The organism is Luteimonas sp. KH_071, from assembly GCF_057838005.1.
In genome coordinates this window covers 1,797,111-1,816,739 of the sequence record NZ_CM174458.1, presented here as the reverse complement: position 1 = coordinate 1,816,739, position 19,629 = coordinate 1,797,111, and the positions used below count along the sequence as shown (strand labels likewise).

The window sequence follows — 19,629 nt, the reverse complement described above, 5'->3', positions numbered from 1 at the left end:
GCACATGCCCCTTCCTGATCCGCCGCCTTCGCTGCCCCGTCTGGGCGCCGCCAATCCCGAGCTCGTGGACATGGTCAGGGAGGCCGCCGGCAACGGCGTGCCGCTGGTGCTGTTGCATATCGACATCGACCATTTCGCGTCGGTCAACCAGAACATGGGGATGGAGGTGGGCGACGCCGCGTTGGAAGCGGTCGGATTGCGCCTGAACGAGCGGCTCCAGGGACAGGGCCGTGTCTGGCGCCACGGCAGCGACGAATTCCTGGCGGCAGTGCCGCTGCACGAAGGTGGCGATGCCCAGGCTGCCCAGGCCGTTGCCGAGACACTGATCGCCGAGATCGAGCGCCCGCTCGAAGTGCTGCCCTACACGCTGTTCCTCGAAGCCAAGATCGGGGTGAGCCTGTGTCCGCAGCACGGCGACGATCCCAGCGAGTTGCTGCACCTGGCGGAAACCGCCGTGCGGCGCGCGTCGCATGCGGCGGACGAACCTGTCCAACTGCACGCCACCGACGTCCAGGACCGGGCCCACAGCGAAAGTGCGATCGCCCGTCAGATCGTCGATGCCCTGCTCAACGGCGAGTTCCGCCTGCGTTACCAGCCCAAGATCAGTGCGCGGGACGGGCGTGTGATCGGGATGGAGGCCCTGGTGCGGTGGCAGTCGCCCGTACTGGGCCTGTTGCTGCCCGAGCGCTTCCTGCCCACCGCCGAGCGCATCGGCGTGATCCTGCAGATCGGCGACTGGATGCTCGATCGCGTCGTCGCCCAGGTCCGTACCTGGCGCGAACAGGGCTTCGACGATTTCTTCGTCGGCATCAATGTGACCACGCAGCAGCTGCTGCAGGCGGATTTCGTGGACCGGCTGCTCGGACGGATGCAGCAGGCCGGCTTGCCGATGTCGTCCATCGTGCTGGAGCTCAATGAGCGCGTGCTCACCCACAACAGCACCGATGTGGTCTACCGCACGGTGTCGGCGCTGCGCCACGAGGGCATCTGCGTCACGCTCGACAACTTCGGCACCGGCGATGCCAGTCTCGGGGCGCTGGTGCGCTATCCGGCCGACATCCTCAAGATCGATCGCAGCTTCATCAGCGCCGCGCCGGCCGGCAGTCGCGAGACCGCGATTGTCCGCGCCCTGATCGCGATGGGCCACCAGCTGGGCATGAAGGTGATCGCGAATGGTGTGGAGACCGAAGCCCAGCTGGGCTTCCTGCGCCGCGCCGACTGTGATTACTTCCAGGGGTATCTGTTCGGCGAACCGGCCAGCGCCGAGCTCGCCGGCCAAGCCCTGCGAAGGCGCTACCTGCGACCGGAACTGTTCACCGCCACCCAGTCCGACCGCACGCTGCTGCTGGTCGACGATGAGCAGAACGTGTTGCGCTCGCTGGTGCGCCTGTTCCGTCGCGATGGCTATCGCATCCTCGCCGCCGGCAACGTCCGTGACGCGTTCGGCCTGCTGGCGACCAACGACGTGCAGGTGATCCTGTCGGATCAGCGCATGTCGGAGATGGATGGTACCGAGTTCCTCGGCCGGGTGAAGATGCTCTACCCCGACACGATCCGCCTGGTGCTGTCGGGCTATACGGACCTGGCCACCGTCACCGATGCGATCAACCGCGGCGCGATCTACCGGTTTTTGACCAAGCCCTGGGACGACAACAAGCTGCGCGAGCATATCCGCCAGGCGTTCCGCACCTACGACAGCCAGCGGGGGCGCGAAACCTCACCCTGATCAGGGCGCCGCGTCCGTCTGCGGCTGGCGCACCGGCAGGACCACACGGAACCGGCTCCCCGTCTGCGGCGTGCTCTCGACGTCGATCCGACCGTGATGCTTGGCGACGATGCCGTAGGAAATCGACAAGCCCAGCCCCGTGCCCTTGCCGACCGGCTTGGTGGTGAAGAACGGGTCGAAGATCCGCTGCAGCATCTCGGGTGCGATGCCGCTGCCGGTGTCGCCGATCTCTACCCACACCTGGCCGGCCTCATGCCCCGTGCGCACGCTGATCACGCCTTCGCCGTCGATCGCCTGGCCGGCATTCATCAGCAGGTTCATGAAGACCTGGTTCAACTCCGATTGCAGGCATTCGACCATCGGCAACGTGCCGTAGTCCTTCTCCAACGTGGCCTTGTAGCGCAGTTCGTTCCAGACGATGTTGATCGTCGAATCCAGCCCCGCATGGAGATCGGCCAGTCGCCAGGCGTGCTCGCGGTCGGAGCGCGAGAAATCGCGGAGATCGCGGACGATCGCGGTCACCCGTTCGATGCCCTGCCGTGACTCGGTCAGCAGCTGCGGCAGATCGCGGCTGATGAAGTCCACGTCGAGACGCTCGCGCGTGTCGTCGATCTCCGAGCGCATCGCGTGCGGATCGTGCGCGCGCATCGCGCGTTCATAGACATCGATCAGTGCGAACAGGTTGCCGACGTATTCCTGCAGGCTGCCCAGATTGGAGTGGACATAGCCGATCGGATTGTTGATCTCGTGCGCGACGCCGGCGGCGAGCTGGCCGATCGAAGCGAGTTTCTCCGATTGCAGCAGTTGCTCCTGGGCGGCGTTGAAGCGGACATTGAGTTCCTCGTGGCGCAACTGCAGCGCCTGCTCGTCGTCGCTACGCACGCGCACGCCATCCTTGAGCAGCAGCAGGAATCGGCCGGCATCGGGGCCAAGCCAGTACAGGCGCGCGTCCAGCATACGGCCGGGCAGGAACGGGACGATGCCGTGCCAATCGGGGCGCGCGCGCGCGTCCGCGATTGCCTGCGCAGGAACCATCCGATCGAGCTGCCCGCGCATCTCCATCCAGACCGGATGCAGGCGAATCAAGGCATCGGCGGCGGGATTGGCGTAGATCAGCCTGCCGTCGGCCTCGTGCAGGAGCACGCCTTCTTCGAGGCGGGTCAAAACCTTGTCGGCCAAGGGCGCGGACAGCGGTGAGAGCAGTTGCACGGCGGGCAGGATCCGGAGACATGGAACCCTGAGTCTAAAGCCCGGCACCGCCGGGCGTGTCCGCCGAGCGCGCTCAGGCGACGGCCAGCTCGCGTGGCCGGCGCGTGGATTCGCTGCGACCACTCGAGTCGTAGGCGGGCGCGCTTTCCACGCGGCCGAGATGACGCAGGGCCCAGTTGACCTCGCGCCGACGCCGGGCCAACAGCGCGCCGTTGGCGCGGTTGAGCTCGGCCAGTTCGGCCAGCGGACCGGACAGTTCGCCGCTGGGAAAGGCCTCGAGCTCACGCAGTGCGACGATCTTGTCGCGCGTGGAGCGCATCAGCGCCTCCACGTCGTGACCGATCAGGGCATCACGCTCGTCGGAGAGCGCGAGCGCCAGGCGCTCCAGACTGGCCTGCGGGTCGGACATCAGCCGGCCAGCCGGGCGTCCAGATCGAGCATGCGCGAGGCGATGGCCTCGGCGTCGACCTTGTAGCTGCCTGACGCGATCGACTCGCGAAGGGCCTGCACGCGCTCTTCGTCGAACGCGGGTTTGGTTGCGAGGTCACGCTGCAGGGCCTGCAGCCCCGTGGCTTCGCCCGTCAGGCGCAGGCTGTCGGCCGGTGTTGCAGCCTCGACCGGCTTGTCGCGCGATTCGCCAGCGCGGCTCACCGCGCCGGTGCCCACCGCACCGACAGCACGGTTGCTGACGGGGGCGGCAGTTCCTTCGATCCTGTTGCTCATGTCGGAGCTCCTGACACGCGGGTCTTGTTGGGGGACATGACAGGTATCGGCCAGGTCCCGGAAAGCTTGAGGAAGATCTTCATCGATTGCGGTTCACAGACCGACCTGCACGTCGCCGGCCGCGTTCACTGTGCCCTGCACCACCCGGCGCGAACTCAGGTTCTCGACGCTGACACGCTCGCGGACGCCTGCGTCAGCAAGCGCGCGACCCGCCATGCGGACCTCGATCCCGCCCCGGTTCGACACCAGCGCAATCGTATCGCCTCTGCGGACGAGGCGCGGCGTCACCAGGTCACCGGCGGTCAGGACCGTGCCGGCCACCAGGGTCCGCCGCGCACTGCGGCCGATGGCCTCGGCCGGATCACCAATCGCAGCACCCGCGATCCGGGTGGCATCGCGTTGTTGCGCAGTGAATGTATCGGCCGTGATCGCCTCGCCTGCAGCCACGCCGCGCGACAGCACCAGAACTGTCTGGTGGCGGCGTACGCGCAAGGGCACGAACAGCCGCCAGCCATCCGGACACGCAACCTCCACCGTGGCCGCGCCGGAGCGACGCGCCTGCAGATCCTGCGCGCAGCGCGGCATGCGCAGCGCAGGGTCCAGGCTGACATCGGCCTCTTCGCCGGCCTCGGTCGTCGACAGTGCGGCTGCGCGAATGGACTCCACGGGATGGAAACCATTGGCGGACGCGGTGGTGGCAACGACCGCGAACAAGGCACCCATGACGGCGCGCTTGACGAGGTGCCAATGCAGATGAGTGCGCAGCGACAAGAGCATGGGAAGGATCCGGCAGCAGGATGCCGTCTGCGATGCAAGTCCCGTGCCGCCGACGCCACATGGAAGCGGACGCGTGATCGGCACAGCCGTACCGCCAAGTGCTCAAGTGATTGCACCGGATGCCGATACCGGGACCATGTCGCACGATCTGCTCGACCGCATCGACCAACGCACCCGCCTCGCCGGTCACAACCGGCTGGCGCTGCTCCTGTTCCGTCTGGGCGGACGCCAGGTTTTTGGCGTCAACGTATTCAAGGTGCAGGAGGTTCTGCGCCGGCCCAAACTCTTCCAGGTACCGGGACTGCCGGCGCAGTTCGCCGGCGTGGCCGACGTGCGCGGGCGCAGTGTGCCGGTGCTCGACCTCGGACTGGCCATCGGCCACCCAGAGCGTGGCAGCGACGACTTGCCCGGCTATCTGGTGGTCACCGAGTTCAACCGGTCGGTACAGGGCTTCCTGGTCAGCGAGGTCGAACGCATCGTCAACATCGCGGTGGAAGACATCCTGCCGCCGCCCGATCTCGGCGCCGACGGCGGTTATCTGACGGCGGTCACCCGCTATCAGGGTGAGTTGATCCAAGTGATCGACGTGGAAAGCGTGCTGGCGGACATCTCCCAGGCGCGCATGGACGCCGACCTCTCATCCGAATACGCCCTGCCCGAAGGTGCACCGCCGATGCAGGTACTGGTGGTCGACGACTCGCGTGTGGCCCGCCAGCAGATCCGCAGCGTGCTCGATCAGCTGGGCGTCGGCGTGACCCTGCTGTCGGACGGGCGCCAGGCGCTCGATCACCTGCTGCAGTTGCATGCGGCCGGCGAGCCGCCTTCGCAGCGCTACGCCATGGTGGTGTCGGATATCGAGATGCCGGCGATGGACGGTTACACCCTGACGACGGAAATCCGTCGTCATCCCGGTCTGGCCGATCTGTTCGTACTGCTGCATACCTCGCTGTCGGGCGTGTTCAACACCTCGATGGTGCAGAGCGTGGGCGCCGATGCCTTCGTCGCCAAGTACAGTCCCCATGATCTAGCCGACGAGGTGCTCAAGCGCCTGAACGAGGTGGCAGAAGCCGCCGGCGGGCGGTTGGTGGCCAACGCCTGAGCAGGTCGCCGGGGCACACACAGGACCGGAAATCGCCGCTGCTGTTCCGCAACGGGCGCCACCCGCGCCATGCGGCCAGTCCAGTCCAGGCCGCTGTGAAGCACCGCAGCATGACCTGATCAGGCCGCCACACAGCGTTGCCCCGATTTCCCCCGCGCGAACGTGGGCGGATCCGGTCTCTTCGGCCTGATACCGCGCCCGAGAGCCCGCCCCCCGGCGCCGCGTCAGATCGCCGGCATCCGGCTTGCACACAGACGAGCCAGAGCCGCTTCAGCCCCGCGAGCCGCGCCACCCGGGCTCTGGCACGCCGCTTGCAGAGTTCCCCGGCACAGGTTTGCCGGAGGCGCCGATGTCCAATCCGATCTCGTCCTATCTCGGGCTGCAGGCCGACGCACTGCCGTTGCGCGAGCAGCGCATGAAGCTGATCGCCAGCAATCTGGCGAATGCGGACACCCCCGGTTACCAGGCCCGTGACCTCGACTTCAATGCCGCACTGGCCAACGCCGCCCGTGTGCGCGAGGCCGGCGCCGCGACGCCACGCGAGCAGGGCAACCAGATACCGCTGACAGGCTTCGACACGCTGCAACCCTTCGAAGTCTCCCGCGTCGCCACCCAGGCCAGCCTGGACGGCAACACCGTCGATCCCGACGCCGAACGGGCCGCCTACGGCCGCGCCGCGCTCGAGTACCGCGCGTCCCTGAGCTTCCTCGAGTCGCGGGTCCGCACTCTCCTGACCGCCATCACGGGACAGTAAGTCATGAGCAATCTGCCGATTTTCGACGTCGCCGGCTCCGCGCTGCAGGCCCAGTCCATCCGTCTGAGCACGCTGGCGAGCAACCTGGCCAACGCCGACTCCGTCGCCGGTTCACCCGACCAGGTGTACCGCCCGCTGGAACCCGTCTTCCGGGCCACCGCCCACGCCAGCGATCCCGCGCTCACCAACGTACAGGTGGCCGGCATCGTCGAGCGCGACACACCGCCGATCCAGCGATACGAACCCGGCCATCCGCTGGCCGATGCGCAGGGCTACGTCTACGCGCCCGATGTCGACCCGGTCTCGCAGATGGTCAACATGATCTCCGCCTCGCGCAGCTACCAGGCCGGCGTCGAGATGCTCAACACCGCCAAGGAACTGGCGGTGGCCACCCTCAGCATGGGCCGTTGAGCCCGCCGCCTCCGCCTGCATCCGAGTATCCGCCGATGAGCACCATCGCCAACGACATCTACAGCAGCCTCGGCATTGCCGGCGCGCCGAAAGCCGCCGACAAGAAAGCCGAATCACTCGGCCAGGCCGATTTCCTGCGGCTGATGACCGAGCAGCTCAAGCACCAGGACCCGCTCAAGCCGATGGAGAACAGCGCGTTTCTCGGTCAGCTGGCGCAGTTCTCCACCGTCCAGGGCATCCAGGGCCTCAATGAAACCGTCAACGGCTTCGCCGGCTCGATGGCAACGGACCAGTTGCTGCGCGGCGCCACGATGGTCGGACGCGAGGTTCTGCTGCCGTCGTCCAAGCTCGCGCTGCCCGCCGACGGCGAGGCCAGCGGCATCGTCGCTGCGCCCTCCTCCGGCATGGTGACCTTCGAGGTCACCGACGCCAACGGCTTGCCGGTCCGGCAGTTCACGGTGCCCGCGAAGGCGGCCGGTGAAGTGGCGTTCGCCTGGGACGGCACCAACGCGGCCGGGGAAAAACTACCCCCCGGCCCCTACGGCATCACCGCCAAACACGTCACCGAAACCGGCGCGACCAGCAACCTCGGCACCTACGTGCGCGGCAAGGTTGAAAGCGTGTCGGTGGGCTCCGATGGTCTCTACCTCGATCTCGAGGGTCTCGGCACCGCACCGCTCGCCCACGTTCTGCGGGTCGGCTGACCGGCCCCGTCCTCTTCCGTTTCCCCGCGCACGACCTCACGGAGTCCGCCATGAGCTTCAATACCTCGCTGTCCGGCATCAACGCGGCCAACGCCAATCTCAACGTCACCGCCAACAACATCGCGAACGTGAACACGACGGGCTTCAAAGAGTCGCGTGCGGAGTTCGCAGATCTGTTCTCCAACAGTTCGTACGGCCTGGCGCGCAACGCCATCGGTTCGGGCGTCAAGCTCAGCAACGTCGCCCAGCAGTTCTCGCAGGGCAACATCGATCCCACCGGGCGCAGCCTGGACATGGCCGTCGATGGCGAAGGCTTCTTCACGCTCAACAAGAACGGCGCCACCGTGTACAGCCGCGCCGGCAACTTCCAGACCGACGCCCAGGGCTTCGTCGGCACCCCGGAGGGCGCCCGCCTGCAGGTCTATCCGCCGCGCACCAATGCCGACGGCTTCGACGTCGGTCGGGTCGGGGATCTGCAGTTGCTGACCACCGACAGCCCGCCGCGTCCCAGCAGCCGGGTCAACCTGATGTTCACCCTCCCCGGAAATGCGCAGCCGCCGACGATGGCGACTTTCGACCCGACCGAGCCCAACAGCTACAACGCCTCGACCGGTGGCATCACCGTGTTCGATTCGCTGGGCGTCGGCCACGTGCAGACCTCGTACCTGGTCAAGACCGCCAATCCGAACGAGTGGCAGGTGCACAACTACGTCGACGGCGCCAGCGTCGGCGCGCCCACCACCCTGCAGTTCTCCGACAGCGGCGCCCTGCTCGCGCCTACCGATGGCCGCATCACGCTCGATCCGTTCACCCCGGCCAATGGCGCGGGCGTGCTCCAGCTCGACCTGGACCTCGCCGGCTCCACCCAGTACGGCGAGCGCTTCCAGCTGCGCGACACCCGCCAGGACGGCTACGCGGCCGGCAAACTCAACGAGATCAGCATCTCGGCAGAAGGCGTGGTGTTCGCGCGCTACTCCAACGGCGCCGATACCGCGCTGGGCCAGATCGCGTTGACCACGTTCGTCAATCCGCAGGGCCTGCAGCCGCAAGGCAACAATGTGTGGGCCGAAACCTACAGCTCCGGCGCCGGTCGCACCGGTGCACCCGACAGTTCGGATTTCGGCCAGATCCAGGCCGGCGCGCTGGAATCGTCGACGGTCGACCTGACCGAGCAGTTGGTCAACATGATCGTCGCGCAGCGCAACTTCCAGGCCAACGCGCAGATGATCTCGACCCAGGACCAGGTCACGCAGACGGTCATCAACATCCGATGAGCCGTTCTTGGTGATTCGTGATTCGTGATTGGGAGCGCGGCGACCGCACGGTTGCCGCATCCCGTCATGCATCCGCTCGCCGTTGCCCCGCTTCTTTCGAATCACCAATCACCCCTTACGAATCACGCCCCCCATGGACAAAGCCCTCTACGTCGCGATGACCGGCGCCCGCGCCACGCTGCAGGCGCAGGGCACGGTGTCGCACAACCTCGCCAACGCCGACACCGCCGGGTTCAAGGCCGCACTGGCGAACACCGAGGCCTATCGGGTCCCCGGTGGTCTGCATGCCTCGCGCATCGATGCGGTCCACGTCGACCAGGGCTTCAACAGCCGCATTGGCGCGCAGCGCGTGACCGGCAACCCGCTGGATGTGTCGATGCGCCCGGACCGCTGGCTGGCGGTGCAGTCCCCGGATGGCGGCGAGGCCTATACCCGCGCCGGAAATCTGTCGCTGACGCCCAACGGTCAGCTCGTGACCGGCGGCGGCCATCCACTGGTCGACGAGAACGGCCAACCGTTCGCCCTGCCCCCGCACCAGGCGCTCGACATCGGCCACGACGGCACGGTTTCGATCATCCCGCAGGGTGAAGGCCCCCAGACGATGGCAGTCATTGGCCGCCTGCGGACCGTCGAGGCCGCGCCCGATCGGCTCACGCGCGGGCTCGATGGCCTGATGCGCAATACGGATCCGCAACAGCCTTTCGCCCAGGCCCCCGGCGAGGTCATGACCACCGGCACGCTGGAAGCCAGTAACGTCGACGCGGCCGGCGCGCTGGTTCAGATGATCCAGCTGCAGCGCCAGTTCGAGATGCAGGTCAAGCTGATCAGCCGCGGAGACGAGAACGCCCAGTCGGCCAACAGCCTGCTGCGCCTGGGCGGCTGATCACCTCCGGTTCGCCGGTTGCGCCTGCCCCGTTCGCGGCGTCGTCGGCGGATCGACGTCCGTAGCCGCCGCGCCGTCGGCACGATGCTCGTCTGGCGTCCATGCCTCTATTCCAATGCCCCGCAACGGGGCGAACGCCCATTGCGCTTGGGACGACACGCGGCTTGGACCTGCGCACCCGCCCGACCCGGCCCAAGGCCAGGACGCGCGTCGCGGTCCATCACGCGTCAGCTTGTGCCCGGGCCGGGGCGACGATCCTTCGGCCCTGACAGCCTGGCCGCCCCACCGACACACAGCCAGACGACTTCTGGCACGCCGATTGCATCTGTATCCACGAAGGCGCACTCGCGTCCGCACCGAGGAACGACCGATGAACCAGGCGCTGTGGGTAGCGAAGACCGGACTGGATGCGCAGCAGACGCGCATGTCGGTGGTCTCCAACAATCTCGCCAACACCAATACCACCGGCTTCAAACGCGACCGCGCCAATTTCGAGGACCTGCTGTACCAGCAGGTGCGTCAGCCCGGCGGCGCCAGTTCGGCGCAGACCCAACTGCCGACCGGCCTGCAGCTCGGCACCGGCGTGCGTGTGGTCTCGACGTCCAAGGATTTCCAGCAGGGCAATCCGCAGCAGACCGGACGGGCGCTCGACGTCATGGTCAATGGTCGCGGTTTCTTCGAAGTGCTGATGCCCGACGGCACGCCGGCCTATACCCGCGACGGCAGCTTCCAGATCAACGCCCAGGGCGAACTGGTGACCAGCAGCGGCTTTCCGGTGCAGCCCGGCATCCAGGTGCCCGAGGGTGCGCAGGCGGTCACCATCGGCAAGGACGGCACGGTCAGCGTGCAGATCGCCGGCGAGGCGCAGGGGCTGGAGATCGGCGCCTTGACCGTCACCGACTTCATCAATCCGGCCGGCCTGCAGGCGCGTGGCGAGAACCTGTATCTCGAAACCACCGCCTCCGGCCCCGCGCAGAACGGCACGCCCGGGCTCAACGGGCTCGGCATGCTCGAGCAGGGCGCGCTGGAAGGCAGCAACGTCAACGTGGTCGAAGAGCTGGTCAGCATGATCGAGACCCAGCGCGCCTACGAAATGAACGCCAAGGCGATTTCGACGACCGATTCGATGCTCGGCTACCTCAACAACAACGTCTGAGCACTGCAATGACCCGCATCTTCCACTCTGTCCGTGTTGCTGCCCTCGCGGCGGTCCCCGCCCTGCTCGTGGGCTGCGTCGCCGCCGGCGATGTGCGCCCGTATCCAGCCATGGCGCCGATCCAGCCAGTCGTCGCCCTGCCCGCGCAGCCCTCACCCGGCGCCATCTACCAGGCCGGCGGCGGCAGCAGTGGCATGTCGCTGTTCGCCGACCGCCGCGCACGCGATGTCGGCGATCTGCTGACGATCCAACTGGTCGAGAACACCACCGCGCAGACCAATGCCAGCACCCAGATGGGCAAGGAAAGCAGCCTCGACATCGGCGTGCCCAGCGTGTTCGGCGCGCCGGTCACGATCGGTGGCCGCGACGTGCTCAGCGCCTCGGCCAGCGGCAGCCGCGATTTCGATGCCAGTGGCCGCAGCGCGCAGAGCAACCGCCTGCAGGGCAACGTCACGGTCACCGTGGTCCAGCGTCTGCCCAACGGCAACCTGGTGGTGGAAGGCAGCAAGCAGATCCGCCTCAACCAGGGCAACGAACTGGTCCAGGTGCAGGGCATCGTGCGCCCGGCCGACATCGGCCCCGACAACACCGTCGCGTCCAGCCGCGTGGGCGATGCGCGCATCGTCTACGGCGGTCGCGGCGCGATCGCGCAAACCAACGCGATGGGCTGGCTCGGCCGGTTCTTCCATTCGCGCCTGTATCCCTACTGAGTTTCCACCGGACCACCACCATGCCGCGTACTTCCCTGCTCCGCCTGATGCCGCTCGCGCTGCTGGCTTTCGCCACACTGGCGACGCCCGTCCACGCGCAGGAGCGCATCAAGGATCTTGCCTCCGTCGGCGGCGTACGCGGCAACGCGCTTGTCGGTTACGGCCTGGTGGTCGGTCTGGACGGCAGCGGTGATCGCACCAGCCAGTCGCCCTTCACCGTGCAGAGCCTGCGCAACATGCTCAACGAACTGGGCGTCACCGTGCCGGCCAACGTCAACCCGCAGCTCAAGAACGTGGCAGCCGTGGCGATCCACGCCGAGCTGCCGCCGTTCGCCAAACCCGGGCAGACCATCGACATCACGGTCTCGTCGATCGCCAATGCGGTCTCGCTGCGCGGCGGCACCCTGCTGATGGCCCCGCTCAAGGGCGCCGACGGGCAGGTGTACGCCGTCGCCCAGGGCAGTCTGGTGGTCGGCGGCTTCGGCGCCCAGGGCCGCGACGGCTCGCGGGTGTCGGTCAACGTGCCCAGCGTCGGCAGGATTCCCAACGGCGCGATGGTCGAACGCGAGGTCGCCGGCGGCTTCGGCGACAGCGACGAGCTCACGCTCAATCTCAACCGCGCCGACTTCAGCACGATCTCCAGCATGGTCAGCGCGCTCGATGCGCGGTTCGGTCCGGGCACGGCGCGGGCGGTCGACGGCGTGACCGTTGCAGTGCGCGCACCGTACGACCCGGGCGCACGCATCGGGTTTCTCGCCCAGGTGGAGAACGTCCAGATCTCGCCCGGCACCGCGCCAGCCAAGGTGATCGTCAATTCGCGCACCGGCACCGTGGTCATGGGCGCGCAGGTGCGGGTGATGCCGGCGGCGATCGCGCACGGCTCGCTGAGCGTGACCATCACCGAGAATCTCGACGTCAGCCAGCCGGACGCCTTCGGGCGCGGCAACAGCGTGGTGACCCCGCGCTCGGAAATTTCGGTCGATGAGGGCGGCAGCCGGATGTTCAAGTTCGCCGGTGGCTCGTCGCTGGACGAGATCGTGCGCGCGGTCAACGCCGTGGGCGCTGCGCCGGGCGATCTGATCGCGATTCTCGAAGCGCTCAAGCAGGCCGGTGCGCTGCGCGCGGAGCTCGAGGTCATCTGACATGCGCATCGCCGCCGCTCCCATCGAGCTCGATCCCGTCCAGCGACCCGATGCCGCGCGCATCGACAAGGCCGCGCGCGAGTTCGAAGGCGTGTTCGCGCAGATGCTGATCAAGAGCATGCGCGACGCCAGCTTCGGCGACGCACTATTCCCGGGTGAGAACCAGCTCTACCGAGACCTGTACGACCAGCGGCTGGCCAAATCGATGACCGACGGCGAAGGCCTTGGCCTGGCCAAGGTCATCGCCCGCCAGCTCGGCGGCGACGCCTCGGGGCCTGCACTCGACCCCCGCCTCGCACCCCCTGCAGCGCCGCTGTCAGGAATCATCGAAACGCGTGGCGCCGGCATGAGCTCGCTGCCCGAGGCGCTGGGTGCGCAGACGCTCGACCTGATTGCGGGTCGTGCCACGGCGCAGGCGTCCTCGGAGGCATCCGAGGCGCGTTCGCCGATGGACGGCTTCATCGAAAACCTGATGGCCCGCGCGCGTCCGCTAGCCGATGCCGCCACCGGCGTCGCGCGCACTGCAGTCGCTGCCGCGTCGCAGGCACCGGCGGCCCTGGAACAGGCTGCGCGCGCCGCGGCCGACACCTTCGCGCCGCGCTCGCCGGAACGCTTCGTCGCATCGATCTGGTCGCATGCACAGGCCGCGGCACGCGAACTCGGCGTGGATGCCAAGGCGCTGGTGGCCCAGGCTGCACTCGAAACCGGCTGGGGCCGACGCACCATCTCGCGCAGCGACGGCAGCACTGCGAACAACCTGTTCGGCATCAAGGCCACCGGCTGGAAAGGTGACCGCGCCACCGTCAATACCCACGAATACACCAACGGCGTGCGCCATACCGAACGCGCCGACTTCCGGGCCTATGCCTCGCCGTCCGAGAGCTTTGCCGATTACGTGCGTCTGCTGAAGCAGAACCCGCGTTACCGCCAGGCGCTTGAATCGGGCGGCGACGTACGTCGCTTCGCCAGCGCCCTGCAGCAGGCCGGCTACGCCACCGACCCACGCTATGCCGACAAGCTCAGCGCGATCGCCAACGGGCCGACGATGGACCGGGCGCTGGCCTCGATCTCGCAGTTCGCGCGTGCCGGCACCGGCGCGGCGCAACCGCTGGCCGCGCCCGCAGCGGTCAATGCCATCAATACCGTCGCCGAGGCCGCCGAACGCGCGGCGCAAGCCCTCCTTCGTCGCTGAGTCCGTCCATGGCCAACATCCTCTCCACCGGCACCAGCGCGCTGCTCGCATTCCAGCGGGCGCTGTCGACGGTCAGCCACAACGTCGCGAACATCAACACGCCCGGCTACAGCCGTCAGCAGGTCGATTTCGAAGCACGCTCGCCGCAGTTCATCGGGTCGGGTTATGTGGGACGCGGCACCCAGATCGTCGACGTGCGCCGCGTGGCTGACGATCTTGCCAATGCGCGGCTGATCGACAGTGGTGGCGAGCTGGCACGGTTGGAGCGTCTGGCCTCGCTGTCGACCCGGGTGGACACGCTGATGTCCGACAAGGCGACCGGCATCTCCGGCATCTGGTCGAGCTTCTTCGATTCCGTCAGCGCGCTGTCGTCCAATGCGTCGGCCCCAGCCGAACGGCAGGACATGCTGGGTCAGGCGAACGCGTTGACCGGGCGCTTCCAGCAGCTGCAGGTCCAGTTCGACCGGTTGTCGTCCGAAGTGGACAGCGGACTTGCCGCCAGTGCTGGAGAGGTCAACCGGCTCGCCAGCGAAATCGCCAACCTCAATGGCAGCATCGGCAAGGCGCAAACCGCCTCGCCAGACCTGCTCGACCGCCGCGACCAGATGATCCGTGACCTCGTCGCGCTGACCGGCGGCACCGCCGTGCAGCAGGATGGCGGCGCCATGAACGTGTTCTCCTCGGGCGGTCAGGCGCTCGTGGTCGGCGTGCACGCATCGAAGCTCACAATGGTGGCTGACCCCTACCGCCCCGAGCGCCAACAGCTTGCGCTGCTGACCCAGGGACAGACGATCCGGCTCGACGAGCGCGTCATGGGCGGCGCGATCGGGGGCATGCTCGAATTCCGCAGCCAGGTGCTGGACCAGACCCAGTCCGAACTGGGCCGGATCGCGCTTGCACTGGGCACGACCTTCAACGCCGGCCACGCCTCCGGCGTTGACCAGTACGGCGAGATGGGCGGCGCATTCTTCAACATTCCGGCGCCTGCGGTCAGCGGGCATAACGGGAACACGGGGACGGCGCGCTTGTCGGCCAGCATCGACGATCTCGGTGCGGTCAGCGGGCGCAACCTCGTGCTGCAGTTCCAGGCAGGCGCGTGGTCGGCCACGGACGCGATGACCGGCGTTGCGGCCGCGGTGACCGGGACCGGCACGGCCGGCGATCCGCTGCGTGTCGGAGGCATCGCGCTGGCACTCGAGGGCGCCGCCCAGGAAGGCGACCGTTTCCTGTTGCAACCCACCGCGCAGACAGCACGTGGCCTGACGGTGGCAATCAGCGATCCGGCCCGGATTGCCGCCGCTGCGCCGGTGCAGGTGCAGGCCGCATTGGGGAATCTCGGCAGCGCCCTGCCCAAGGCGGTGCGTGTCGTCGATGCAGCCGATCCCACGCTGCGCACGCCTTCGACCATCGAATTTCTCGACGCCAACCAATACATGCTCGACGGTGACGGTCCGTTCGACTTCGCGCCGGGCGACACCATCAGCGCCAATGGCTGGTCTTTCGCGCTCGACGGCATTCCGGCGGCCGGCGACAGCTTCATCATGGCGCCGACGGCGCCGGGCTCAAGCAACAACGGCAATGCGGCGCTGCTGGCAGGGATCGAGAGCGGCGCCGCACTCAACGGCGGTTCGCTGACGCTCAACGGTGCAATCTCCGGCCTGACCACGGCGGTGGGCTCGGCCGCACGTCAAGCCGGCTATGCCGCCGAAGCGCAGGCGTCGCTGCACGAGCAGGCCTATGCGGCGCGCGAAAGCGTCTCCGGCGTCAATCTCGATGAGGAAGCGGCCAACATGCTCCGGCTGCAGCAGGCTTATCAAGCCGCCGCGCAGCTCATCTCGACCGCCGACAATCTGTTCCAGTCCCTGCTCGGAGCCGTCCGCCGATGACCCGCATCTCCACCGGTATGCGTTACCAGCAGTCGCTGACGAGCATGCAATCCAGGCAGGCCTCACTGGCGAAGCTGCAGCAGCAGCTCGCCACCGCCATGAAGCTCAACACCGGCAAGGACGATCCGGTCGGCGCGGGTACCGCCGTCGGACTGGACCGCGCGGTGGCCGAACTCGAGCGCTTCGGAAAGAACAGTGATGTGGTCCGTCATCGCCTCAGCATGCAGGAGAGCGTGCTCTCCCAGGCGGGCGACATCCTGGGCCGCATCAATGTGCTGACCATCCAGGCCAGCACCGGCACGATGTCAGACAGTGATCGCAAAACGATTGCGACCGAAATTCGAAGCCTGCGGGACGGCCTGCTCGATCTCAGCAACACCGCCGACGGCATGGGGCGATTCCTGTTCGGCGGCGCCCAGGACGGCGATCCGCCCTTCGCGCCCAGCGGCGGCGGCGTGGCATATGGCGGGGACCAGACGCAGCGGCAGGTGGAGATCGCGCCCCAGATGTTCGCATCCGATGCGAAGCCCGGCAGCGAAATATTCCTGCGCGTGCGCACCGGCAATGGACGGCTTGATGCTGCCGCGACAGTCGCCAACAACGGCACCGGTCAGATCGGTGGTTTTACGCTCACTGACGCGGCTGCATGGAATGGCGGACGCTACCAGGTCGAGTTCGGCGCCGGTTGCGACTACACCGTCCGTGATGCCGGCGGTGGCGCAGTTGGCACGGGGACATACAAGGCGGGCGAGGCCATTGCCTTCGCCGGCCTGCAATTGACGATCACCGGCAGTCCCGCCGCCGGCGATACCTTCCAGATCGGGCCTTCCGAAACGCGTGACGTCTTCGCAACGCTTGATGGATTGCTGCAGGCGCTGACCTCGACCCCTACAACCACTGCCGAACGCGCCGCGCAGCAGAACGCGCTTGGCAGTGCGCTGCGCGACATCACCATGGCCGAGAACCACTTCATCGACACGCGCGCCAGCGGTGGCGCGCAGCTCGCTGCGCTGGATCAGGCCGAGGAACTCCGTGGCGCGCTGGACGTGACACTCCAGACCACGCTTTCAGGCATACGCGATCTCGACTACGTCGACGCCATCGGCCGTTTCAATCTGGAGAAGATCGCGCTCGAGGCGGCCCAGCTGAGCTTCACGCAGATGCAGCGGCTGTCGCTGTTCGACCTGATGCGTTGAACCAGGTACTGGCTGAGGCGTCGGCAATCCTTTGCGTACCACGGGCTCATTTGCCCGCTTGGTTGTCTGCGACAGCGGATCCTCACCACTTCTAGTAACCCGGGGTAGCGTGCCCACCGCTCCCCTATCCACCCCGTGGAACCGCCGCCCGCCTCCACTGCGAACGCCTAACGCGCTGCGCGCTCAATCTCCGACCCCGCGCGCCGTTAATGGAAACGGTCCGGAAGCGGGCTGCGGATCGCCGGAAAAACAGCATTAAAGCTTGACGACGAGACGCCGTTATTGGTTACAGCAGAGGACAGGGCCCACAACGCCGACCCCCTGCGGAAGCCACCGGCCAGGCCCTGTTCCCGTGCCGGATTCCCCAAACCAGGAGACCTGCATCATGTCCGTCATCAACACCAACACCATCGCCCTGAACGCCCAGCGCAACCTGTCGACCAACAGCGCATCGCTGTCGACCACGATCCAGCGCCTGTCGTCGGGTCTGCGCATCAACAGCGCCAAGGACGACGCTGCCGGCCTCGCCATCTCGCAGCGTATGACCGCCCAGGTTCGCGGTATGGACCAGGCGGCGCGCAACGCCAACGACGGCATCTCGCTGGCACAGACCGCTGAAGGCGCGCTGGGCGAAATCGGCAACAACCTGCAGCGCATCCGCGAACTGACCGTGCAGGCCGCCAACGGCACCAACAGCAGCGACGACAAGGCCGCGCTGCAGAAGGAAGTGACCCAGCTCCAGTCCGAAATCCTGCGAGTCGTCGACAACACGAAGTTCAACGGCACCGAACTGCTGAGCAGCGGCACCACGATCTCGATCCAGGTCGGCGCCAACGCCACCGAGAACGACAAGATCGACATCACCCTGACCGACATCAAGAGCGCACTGAGCGGCGTGACCGCCAGCGGGTTCTCCATCTCGAGCATGGCCGCAGGCTCCGGTGCCACCCAGCTGACGACCCTCGACAACGCTTTGAAGTCGGTCAACGAAGCCCGCGCCGATCTCGGTGCGATCCAGAACCGCTTCAGCTCGGCGGTCTCCAACCTGCAGACCAGCTCGGAGAACCTCTCGGCTTCCCGCAGCCGCATCCAGGACACCGACTATGCTAAGGAGACGGTCGAACTGACCCGGACGCAGATCCTCCAGCAGGCCGGTACCGCGATGCTGGCGCAGGCCAAGTCGGCTCCGCAGAGCGTGCTCAGCCTGCTGCAGTAATTCTGCCGCGCAGTGCGAAACCCGAACCCGCCTCCGGCAACGGAGGCGGGTTCTTGTTGTCTGGGGGCTGCAGGCCCGACCGTCTCGCCGGGCGCCCTTCCTCCGGCGCGGACCACGGCTCGCAGTCGAGCCCGCCACTCCATCGGCGCCGCCGCCGATCGCTGCGTCGCGCCGGACCCCGGTGCGGCAGCGGTGCCTGGCACACGCGGCAGATTTCCGCCACACGCCCGGCACGTCTCTTGCAGTGGCAGGGACATCCGGCGGCCGCGGCGAGCGCTGGCCCTCCTTGGAGCCTGCGATGTCTGTCGACGAACCCTCATCTGCCCAAGTGCGTTGTGCATCCGCCACGCATGGCGATGCCGTCGATGGCGAGCTCCTGACCGCGCTGGCCGGGCCCCTGCCGATCAGGCTGGGAGCCGCGGGCGCGAACACCGCGGCAGTACCTGCGCCGGAGCAGATCTACGTCACCCGCCCCCACCTGCCGCCGCTGGAGGAGTTCATCCCCTACCTGCAGGGCATCTGGGACCGGCAGATCCTGACCAACAACGGGCCGTGCCATCGGGAACTGGAGGTGCGGCTGGCCCAGTATCTGGGCGTCGAGCACATCTCGCTGTTCGCCAACGGCACCCTGGCACTGCTGACGGCACTGCAGGCGTTGCGCATCACCGGCGAGGTCATCACGACGCCTTACAGTTTCGTGGCCACCTCGCACGCGCTGCTGTGGAACGGCATCAAGCCGGTGTTCGTGGACATCGACCCGGGAACGCTGAATCTGGATCCGGCACGGATCGAAGCTGCGATCACGCCTCAGACCACGGCGATCCTGCCGGTGCACTGCTACGGAAATCCCTGCGCGGTGGACGCCATCCAGACCATCGCGGACAACTATGGGTTGAAGGTGGTCTATGACGCCGCCCACGCTTTCGGTGTGCAGGATATCGGCGGCAGCATCCTGCGCCACGGCGATCTGTCGGTGTTGAGCCTGCACGCCACCAAGGTCTTTAACACCTTCGAGGGCGGCGCCATCGTCAGCCCGGACGCACGCACCAAGCGCCGCATCGACCACCTGAAGAACTTCGGCTTCGTCGATGAAACCACGGTGGTCGCGCCGGGCATCAACGGCAAGATGAGCGAGATCAATGCCGCGTTCGGCCTGCTCCAGCTCGAGCACATCGACGCGGCGCTGGCGCAGCGCCATCGGATCGCCGAGCGCTACGACGTCGCGCTTGAAGGCTTGCCAGGCATCACGCCGGTGCGAAGCGAGGCCTTCCGCCACAACCACGCCTACTATCCGATTCTGGTGCGCCCCGCCCATCCGCTCTCGCGCGACGCGCTGTACTTGGCGTTGAAGGACGAGGGAATCCATGCGCGCCGCTACTTCTATCCGTTGATCAGCAGCTTTCCGATGTACCGCGGCCTGCCGTCATCGGAGCCCGCACGGTTGCCGCATGCAAACGCGATCGCCGACCAGGTGATCTGCCTGCCGCTGTACCCGGACTTGGCGCCAGACGCACAGGACCGGATCATTTCGATCGTCGCGCGCGCCGCTGGACCGGCGTGAGATCCGGAGA

The 19,629-nt window shown here is 67.3% G+C and carries 19 protein-coding genes; 15 read left to right on the top strand and 4 right to left on the bottom strand.

What is annotated here, in order from left to right; translation table 11 throughout:
* The first annotated feature begins 4 nt into the window (after window positions 1–4).
* Window positions 5–1,726 carry an EAL domain-containing protein gene (locus AC3IRM_RS08550; protein ID WP_489205754.1) on the top strand — a complete coding sequence of 574 codons (1,722 nt, stop codon included), beginning with the start codon at window positions 5–7 and terminating at the stop codon, window positions 1,724–1,726.
* On the opposite strand, the gene AC3IRM_RS08545 is transcribed toward AC3IRM_RS08550, so the two are convergent.
* From AC3IRM_RS08545 to flgA, 4 genes are all read right to left on the bottom strand, one after another.
* Entirely contained in the window at window positions 1,727–2,935 is a 1,209-nt protein-coding gene (locus AC3IRM_RS08545) for an ATP-binding protein (RefSeq protein WP_489205883.1), read from the bottom strand.
* 73 nt (window positions 2,936–3,008) lie between these two features.
* The gene (locus AC3IRM_RS08540) at window positions 3,009–3,344 is read right to left on the bottom strand and encodes a flagellar protein FlgN (protein WP_489205753.1); all 336 of its coding nucleotides are present in this window, start codon (window positions 3,342–3,344) and stop codon (window positions 3,009–3,011) included.
* Complete coding sequence (gene flgM, locus AC3IRM_RS08535; protein WP_489205752.1) at window positions 3,344–3,658, bottom strand: flagellar biosynthesis anti-sigma factor FlgM; 315 nt, start codon at window positions 3,656–3,658, stop codon at window positions 3,344–3,346. The genes AC3IRM_RS08540 and flgM overlap by 1 nt, the downstream gene beginning before the upstream one ends.
* A 93-nt stretch (window positions 3,659–3,751) precedes the next feature.
* Window positions 3,752–4,381, bottom strand: a complete 630-nt coding sequence (gene flgA / locus AC3IRM_RS08530; RefSeq protein ID WP_489205882.1) for a flagellar basal body P-ring formation chaperone FlgA — start codon at window positions 4,379–4,381, stop codon at window positions 3,752–3,754.
* Window positions 4,382–4,571: 190 nt separating this feature from the next.
* Here flgA and AC3IRM_RS08525 point away from each other — a divergent pair, with 190 nt between their 5' ends.
* The 14 genes from AC3IRM_RS08525 to AC3IRM_RS08460 all read left to right on the top strand — a co-directional run bounded on the left by AC3IRM_RS08525 (window position 4,572) and on the right by AC3IRM_RS08460 (window position 19,619).
* Window positions 4,572–5,534, top strand: coding sequence for a chemotaxis protein (locus tag AC3IRM_RS08525; protein ID WP_489205881.1), 963 nt, complete (start codon window positions 4,572–4,574; stop codon window positions 5,532–5,534).
* Between the two features lie 349 nt (window positions 5,535–5,883).
* Window positions 5,884–6,288: a flagellar basal body rod protein FlgB gene (flgB, locus tag AC3IRM_RS08520; RefSeq protein WP_489205751.1), complete on the top strand. Its 405-nt coding sequence runs from the start codon at window positions 5,884–5,886 to the stop codon at window positions 6,286–6,288.
* A gap of 3 nt (window positions 6,289–6,291) precedes the next feature.
* The gene (gene flgC, locus AC3IRM_RS08515) at window positions 6,292–6,699 is read left to right on the top strand and encodes a flagellar basal body rod protein FlgC (protein WP_489205750.1); all 408 of its coding nucleotides are present in this window, start codon (window positions 6,292–6,294) and stop codon (window positions 6,697–6,699) included.
* Window positions 6,700–6,734: 35 nt separating this feature from the next.
* A complete protein-coding gene (locus AC3IRM_RS08510; RefSeq protein WP_310233767.1) occupies window positions 6,735–7,403 on the top strand; it encodes a flagellar hook capping FlgD N-terminal domain-containing protein in 669 nt (222 codons plus the stop codon).
* A gap of 50 nt (window positions 7,404–7,453) precedes the next feature.
* Window positions 7,454–8,677, top strand: a complete 1,224-nt coding sequence (gene flgE, locus AC3IRM_RS08505) for a flagellar hook protein FlgE (RefSeq protein ID WP_489205749.1) — start codon at window positions 7,454–7,456, stop codon at window positions 8,675–8,677.
* A 133-nt stretch (window positions 8,678–8,810) separates the two neighbouring features.
* On the top strand, window positions 8,811–9,560 hold the full coding sequence (locus AC3IRM_RS08500; protein ID WP_489205748.1) for a flagellar basal body rod protein FlgF: 750 nt from the start codon (window positions 8,811–8,813) through the stop codon (window positions 9,558–9,560).
* 370 nt (window positions 9,561–9,930) lie between these two features.
* On the top strand, window positions 9,931–10,716 hold the full coding sequence (gene flgG / locus AC3IRM_RS08495) for a flagellar basal-body rod protein FlgG (RefSeq protein ID WP_310233761.1): 786 nt from the start codon (window positions 9,931–9,933) through the stop codon (window positions 10,714–10,716).
* Window positions 10,717–10,724: 8 nt separating this feature from the next.
* Window positions 10,725–11,426, top strand: coding sequence for a flagellar basal body L-ring protein FlgH (gene flgH / locus AC3IRM_RS08490; RefSeq protein WP_489205747.1), 702 nt, complete (start codon window positions 10,725–10,727; stop codon window positions 11,424–11,426).
* Between the two features lie 47 nt (window positions 11,427–11,473).
* Window positions 11,474–12,568: a flagellar basal body P-ring protein FlgI gene (locus AC3IRM_RS08485; protein ID WP_489205880.1), complete on the top strand. Its 1,095-nt coding sequence runs from the start codon at window positions 11,474–11,476 to the stop codon at window positions 12,566–12,568.
* A gap of 1 nt (window position 12,569) precedes the next feature.
* A complete protein-coding gene (gene flgJ / locus AC3IRM_RS08480) occupies window positions 12,570–13,760 on the top strand; it encodes a flagellar assembly peptidoglycan hydrolase FlgJ (protein ID WP_489205746.1) in 1,191 nt (396 codons plus the stop codon).
* A gap of 8 nt (window positions 13,761–13,768) precedes the next feature.
* On the top strand, window positions 13,769–15,646 hold the full coding sequence (gene flgK / locus AC3IRM_RS08475; RefSeq protein WP_489205745.1) for a flagellar hook-associated protein FlgK: 1,878 nt from the start codon (window positions 13,769–13,771) through the stop codon (window positions 15,644–15,646).
* Window positions 15,643–16,842, top strand: a complete 1,200-nt coding sequence (gene flgL, locus AC3IRM_RS08470; RefSeq protein ID WP_489205744.1) for a flagellar hook-associated protein FlgL — start codon at window positions 15,643–15,645, stop codon at window positions 16,840–16,842. Before flgK ends, flgL begins: the two co-directional genes overlap by 4 nt.
* Window positions 16,843–17,224: 382 nt before the next feature.
* Window positions 17,225–18,058: a flagellin N-terminal helical domain-containing protein gene (locus tag AC3IRM_RS08465; protein WP_489205879.1), complete on the top strand. Its 834-nt coding sequence runs from the start codon at window positions 17,225–17,227 to the stop codon at window positions 18,056–18,058.
* A gap of 298 nt (window positions 18,059–18,356) precedes the next feature.
* Complete coding sequence (locus tag AC3IRM_RS08460; protein ID WP_489205743.1) at window positions 18,357–19,619, top strand: DegT/DnrJ/EryC1/StrS family aminotransferase; 1,263 nt, start codon at window positions 18,357–18,359, stop codon at window positions 19,617–19,619.
* Window positions 19,620–19,629: the final 10 nt, after the last annotated feature.